A 5,751-nucleotide genomic window follows, 5' to 3' on the forward strand; every position below is an offset into this window, starting at 1 on the left:
GTCGGCGCTGATGTGGAGCTTTGGCGGCACCATCGCCCGCTTCATCGACATTACCGACAACTGGACGATTGTATTCTGGCGCTCGCTCTGGGCGGTGGCCTTCCTGCTCTGCTTCATGGCTTGGCGCGACGGCTGGCGAGGCACGCTGAAACTGTTTCGTGGCATGGGCCTGCCCGGCCTTGCCGTCGCGATCTGTTTCGCCACCGCGTCGACCTCGTTCATCGTTGCGCTTTCCTACACCACCGTCGCCAACATCCTCTTGATGCAGGCCGGCGTGCCGCTGCTTGCCGCGCTGCTTGCCTGGGTGCTGTTTCGCGAGCGGGTGGCGGCGGCGACCTGGGTGGCGATCGCCGCCGTCATCGCCGGCGTCGCCATCATGGTCTCTGAATCGCTCGACGGCACCGTGTCTCCCGTCGGCGACAGCCTGGCGCTGCTGATCGCCTGCATGTTTTCGGTCGCCACGGTGATCACCCGCCGCTTCGCCCATGTACGCATGACGCCGGCCAACTGCCTCGGCGCGCTGCTCGCCGGCGCGTTCGCGGCCTCCCAGGCCTCGGAATTTGCCGTTTCCGGCCGCGACATGGGCTTCCTGTTCGCCTTCGGCGTCCTCAACCTCGGCGTCGGCCTCGCCTTCTTCGCTACCGGCGCCCGCCTCGTCCCGGCGGCGATAGCGGCGCTGCTCGGCACGTTCGAGCCGATCCTTGGCCCGATCTGGGTCTGGCTCGTGCATTCGGAAGTGCCGTCTGTGCGCACCATCGTCGGTGGTGCGGTCGTCGTCACGGCGCTGCTCGTCCATATCGGGCTCGAGTTCAAGCGGCAGCCGCGCCCCCAGCGCCCTGGCGTCACCGGACTGCCATCCCCCAATTAACGCAGCGGATGCGCCAAAGCGCGAGATGGGCCATTGACAACGTCGTTGCCGGGCGGGCAGGCTAAGGGCACGGCAACAACAAGACAGGCGTATCTTGCCAAGTCTCAATGCCGGTCCAATCGGAACCGGACCACATCGTCATATCCCTGCCCGCGCCATGGCGAAAGCCTCTGACGACGTCGGCACATCCCCCAGGCCACGGCAACGGCCCAAAGCTTTCATCGGCCTCATGTCGGACCGCCGCGCAGCCGGCCGTTCGCGCTTGTCGCTCTCCAGAAAGCTCAATAATCTGAAGCAAATGCCCAGCCGCGCGGAGGCCGCGACGGATTGGCGACGGAACACTCACCAAAGGAGAACAGCATGACCCGCAAAGCGCTCTGGCTTTCGGCGACCTCGGCATTCCTGACGCTTTTCACCATCGGCGGCCACGCCGAGGACCGCGTCGTCAACGTCTTCAACTGGTCCGACTACATCGACAGTTCGATCATCGACGATTTCACCAAGGAAACCGGCATCAAGGTCGTCTACGACACGTTCGATTCCAACGAGATCCTCGAAACCAAGCTTTTGGCCGGCGGCAGCGGCTATGACGTCGTCGTACCCAGCGGCAATTTCCTCGCCCGCCAGATCCAGGCCGGCGTTTTCCAGAAGCTCGACAGGTCGAAGCTGCCGAACCTGTCGAACATGTGGGACACCGTTCAGGAGCGCACCGCCAAATACGATCCCGGCAATGAGTATTCGATCAACTACATGTGGGGCACCGTCGGCATCGGCTACAACATCACGAAGGTGCAGGCGGCCCTTGGCACCGACAAGATCGACAGCTGGGATACGTTCTTCAATCCGGATACGCTGGCCAAGCTGAAGGATTGCGGCGTCTATGTGCTGGATTCGCCCGCCGACATCATCCCGGCGGCGCTGAAATATCTCGGCCTCGACCCGAACAGCACCTCGCCCGATGACATCGCCAAGGCCGAGGAGACACTCCTGAAAGTCCGGCCCTATATCCGCAAGTTCCACTCGTCCGAATACATCAACGCGCTCGCCAACGGCGACATCTGCCTGGCTGTCGGCTGGTCGGGCGACGTCTTCCAGGCGCGCAACCGCGCCGTCGAGGCCAAGCAGGGCGTCGAGATCGGCTATTCGGTGCCGAAGGAAGGCGCCCAGATGTGGTTCGATCAGATGGCGATCCCGGCCGATGCGCCGCATGTCGCCGAGGCGCATGAGTTCCTCAACTACATGATGAAGCCGGAAGTGATCGCCAAATCGTCCAACTATGTGCTGTACGCCAACGGCAACAAAGCCTCGCAGCAATTCGTCGACAAGGCGATCCTCGACGATCCGGCGATCTATCCGGACGCCGCGACCTTGCAGAAGCTGTACACCGTCCAGCCATACGATCCCAAAACCCAGCGCGTCATCACGCGGACCTGGACCAAGATCGTCACCGGCCAGTAGGCGATCGGCACGACCCCGGCGCCTGGCTGCCGGGGTCGCTTTGCTTAAAAGCAATTCCAGGAAAAGTGCGAAGCGGTTTTCCGTCCGGAATTGCGTAGGAACAGAAGAGCAATTCCAGGAAAAGTGCGAAGCGGTTTTCCGTCCGGAATTGCGCAGGAACAGAAGAGCAATTCCAGGAAAAAGCGCGTAGCGGTTTTCCCTCTGGAATTGCGTGGGAAATATCCGGAGCGGTTCGACGGTTCTATCAAGAGCTGAACCACTCCTGGGGGACGAAAAACAGGACGGAGTGGGGAAATGAAATCGCTTGGCAGCATCCGCAGGGACTTCACGCCATGGAATGATCCGAACGCCAAGCCCTATATCCAATTCGACAATGTCACCAAGAAGTTCGGTGACTTCACCGCCGTCAACAACCTGTCGCTGACCATCTTCGAGCGCGAGTTCTTCGCGCTGCTCGGCGCATCCGGCTGTGGAAAGTCGACGCTGCTCAGGATGCTTGCCGGCTTCGAGGAGCCGACCGCCGGGCGTATCCTGCTCGACGGCCAGGACCTGCGCGGCATCCCGCCCTACCGGCGGCCGGTCAACATGATGTTTCAGTCCTATGCGCTGTTTCCGCATATGACGGTGGAGAAGAACATCGCCTTCGGCCTCAAGCAGGAGGGCATGCCCGCCCCTGACATCGAAAAGCGCGTCGCCGAAATGCTGAAGCTGGTCAAGCTCGAGCAGTTCGCCAAGCGCAAGCCGCACCAATTGTCGGGCGGCCAGCGCCAGCGTGTCGCGCTCGCCCGCTCGGTCGCCAAGCGCCCGAAGGTTCTGCTGCTCGACGAGCCGCTCGGCGCGCTGGACAAGAAGCTGCGCGAGGAAACGCAGTTCGAACTGATGGACCTGCAGCAGGAACTCGGCCTCACCTTCGTCGTCGTCACCCACGACCAGGAAGAGGCGATGACCATGGCCGACCGCATTGCCATCATGGACAAGGGTGAGGTCATGCAGGTCGCGACGCCGGCGGAAGTCTATGAAGCCCCCAGCTCCCGCTTCGTGGCGCATTTCGTCGGCAACGTGAACATGTTCGAGGGCAAGGTTGCCGAGCGGGCGGCGAACACGACGCGCATCACCGGGCTGACCGGAGCCCAGATCGTTGTCGAGAATGGCGGCGATACCGCCGCCGGCGCCGACATCGTCTTCGCCATAAGGCCGGAGAAGATCAAGGTTTCGTCGAAGAAGCCGGCCGATGCCGTCAACGCACTCGAAGGTGAAGTCTACGACGTCGCCTATCTCGGCGACATGACCGTCTATCACGTCAGGCTCGACGACGGCCAGATGGTGCGGGCGAGCGCCTTGAACGCCTCGCGCATCACCGAGGACCCGCTGACCTGGCACGACCGCGCCTGGGTCTCCTTCCGGCCCGACGCCGGCGTCGTGCTGACGCGGTAGGGGGCACAATCATGTCGAGCGCCGCGACCGCCGCAACAACCCCGTCGGCAGCCGATGCCGCCAAATCCCCGCTGGCCCGGCTGGGCTCGGCCTTCGTCGGCCGCCTGGTCATCATCGTCCCCTATCTCTGGCTGCTGTTCTTTTTCCTCATCCCGTTCGTCATCGTCTTCAAGATCTCGCTGTCGCAGACGGCGATCGCGATGCCGCCCTACACGCCGGTGCTTGATTTCAGGGGCGGCTGGTCCGGTTTTGTCGGACAGCTCAGAGAGCTCAGCATCGACAACTACACTTTGCTGACCAAGGATTCGCTGTACTTCAATGCTTATGTGACCAGCCTGATCATCGCCGCGATCTCGACGGTGCTGACGCTGATCGTCGGCTATCCCATCGCCTACGGCATGGCGCGCGCGCCGGCGGCGATCCGGCCGACCTTGCTGATGCTGGTCATCCTGCCATTCTGGACCTCGTTCCTGATCCGCGTCTATGCCTGGATCGGCATCCTCAAGCCGGAAGGCTTGCTCAATGAGTTCCTGCTTGGCATCGGCATCATCCACGAGCCGCTGCTCATCCTCAACACCTATAAGGCGATCTTCATCGGCATCGTCTATTCCTACCTGCCGTTCATGGTGCTGCCGCTCTATTCATCGCTGGAGAAGATGGACCATTCGCTGATCGAGGCCGCCAAGGACCTTGGCTGTCCGCCGATCAGCGCCTTCTGGAAAATCACCTTCCCGCTGTCGCTGCCGGGCGTCATCGCCGGCTGCCTGCTGGTGTTCATCCCGGCAGTCGGCGAGTTCGTCATTCCCGACCTGCTCGGCGGCTCGCAGACACTGATGATCGGCAAGACCTTGTGGAGCGAGTTCTTCGGCAACCGCGACTGGCCGCTGTCGTCGGCGGTTGCCGTCATCCTGCTGCTGCTGCTGATCGTTCCGATCATGCTCTTCCAGCGGGCCCAGGCGCGCGCGCAGGAGCAGGGCAGATGAACACCACCTGGAGCCGCTTCAACATCACCTCGGTCGTGCTCGGCTTTGCCTTCCTCTATCTGCCGATCGTGCTGCTCATCGTCTTCTCCTTCAACGAGTCGAAGCTGGTCACCGTCTGGGGCGGCTTCTCGACCAAATGGTACGTCTCGCTGTTCCACAACCAGGGCCTGATGGACGCGACCTGGGTGACGGCGCGCGTCGGCGTCATTTCGGCCACCGTCGCCACCGTGCTTGGCACGCTCGCCGCCCTCACTTTGACGCGCTACACACGCTTCCGGGGACGCATCCTGTTTTCCGGCATGGTCTTTGCGCCGCTTGTCATGCCGGAAGTCATCACCGGCCTGTCGCTGCTCCTGCTCTTCGTCGCCGTCGGCCTCGACCGCGGCTTCCTTACCGTCACGCTCGCCCACATCACCTTCACCATGTGCTTCGTGGCCGTCGTCGTGCAGTCGCGCCTGGTCTCGTTCGACCGCTCGCTGGAGGAGGCGGCGATGGATCTCGGCGCGCCGCCGGTGAAAACCTTCTTCCACATCACTCTGCCGGTGATCCTGCCGGCGATCGTCTCCGGCTGGATGCTGGCCTTCACGCTGTCGCTCGATGATTTGGTCATCGCCTCCTTCACCTCGGGGCCGGGCGCCACGACGCTGCCGATGAAGATCTACAGCCAGGTTCGCCTTGGCGTGACGCCGGAAATCAACGCCGCCTGCACCATCCTGATCGCGGTCGTCGCCGTTGGCGTCATCATCGCCTCGGTCGCCAACAAGCGCCGCGAGGTCCAGCGCCAGCGCGACGAGCAGGCCGCGCAGCGAGGCTAGGGCAGGCAAGCGCGAAATTATTCGCCGGAAACGCCGCGGCTGATCGGCGAGATGAACGGCGTGCTCCAGCTGCCGCCGACGAAGAAGGTCGACTGCTTGGGCGGCGCCGGCTGGCCATTCGCCTGCGCGGCCGGAGGGTCCGGCTGGACGATGCCGCCGGACAGCGCCAGCCCGCGTCCGGCATAGGAGGCGA

General features: G+C 63.1%; 5 protein-coding genes. All 5 read left to right on the top strand.

Features of this window, described 5'->3' with window-relative positions:
* Positions 1 to 868: DMT family transporter (locus EN745_RS28230; RefSeq protein WP_145992170.1), on the top strand; the 868-nt coding region annotated here is incomplete at its 5' end.
* Between the two features lie 360 nt (positions 869 to 1,228).
* Positions 1,229 to 2,326 (top strand): polyamine ABC transporter substrate-binding protein, encoded by a 1,098-nt coding sequence (locus EN745_RS28235; protein WP_127422765.1) that lies wholly within the window; start codon positions 1,229 to 1,231, stop codon positions 2,324 to 2,326.
* A gap of 294 nt (positions 2,327 to 2,620) precedes the next feature.
* Positions 2,621 to 3,760 carry an ABC transporter ATP-binding protein gene (locus EN745_RS28245; protein ID WP_126056452.1) on the top strand — a complete coding sequence of 380 codons (1,140 nt, stop codon included), beginning with the start codon at positions 2,621 to 2,623 and terminating at the stop codon, positions 3,758 to 3,760.
* 11 nt (positions 3,761 to 3,771) lie between these two features.
* On the top strand, positions 3,772 to 4,743 hold the full coding sequence (locus tag EN745_RS28250; protein ID WP_127422766.1) for an ABC transporter permease subunit: 972 nt from the start codon (positions 3,772 to 3,774) through the stop codon (positions 4,741 to 4,743).
* Positions 4,740 to 5,558, top strand: a complete 819-nt coding sequence (locus tag EN745_RS28255) for an ABC transporter permease subunit (RefSeq protein ID WP_126056450.1) — start codon at positions 4,740 to 4,742, stop codon at positions 5,556 to 5,558. Before EN745_RS28250 ends, EN745_RS28255 begins: the two co-directional genes overlap by 4 nt.
* The last annotated feature ends 193 nt before the right edge of the window (positions 5,559 to 5,751 follow it).

It is taken from the genome of Mesorhizobium sp. M4A.F.Ca.ET.022.05.2.1 (genome assembly GCF_003998845.1).
Classification (GTDB): domain Bacteria; phylum Pseudomonadota; class Alphaproteobacteria; order Rhizobiales; family Rhizobiaceae; genus Mesorhizobium.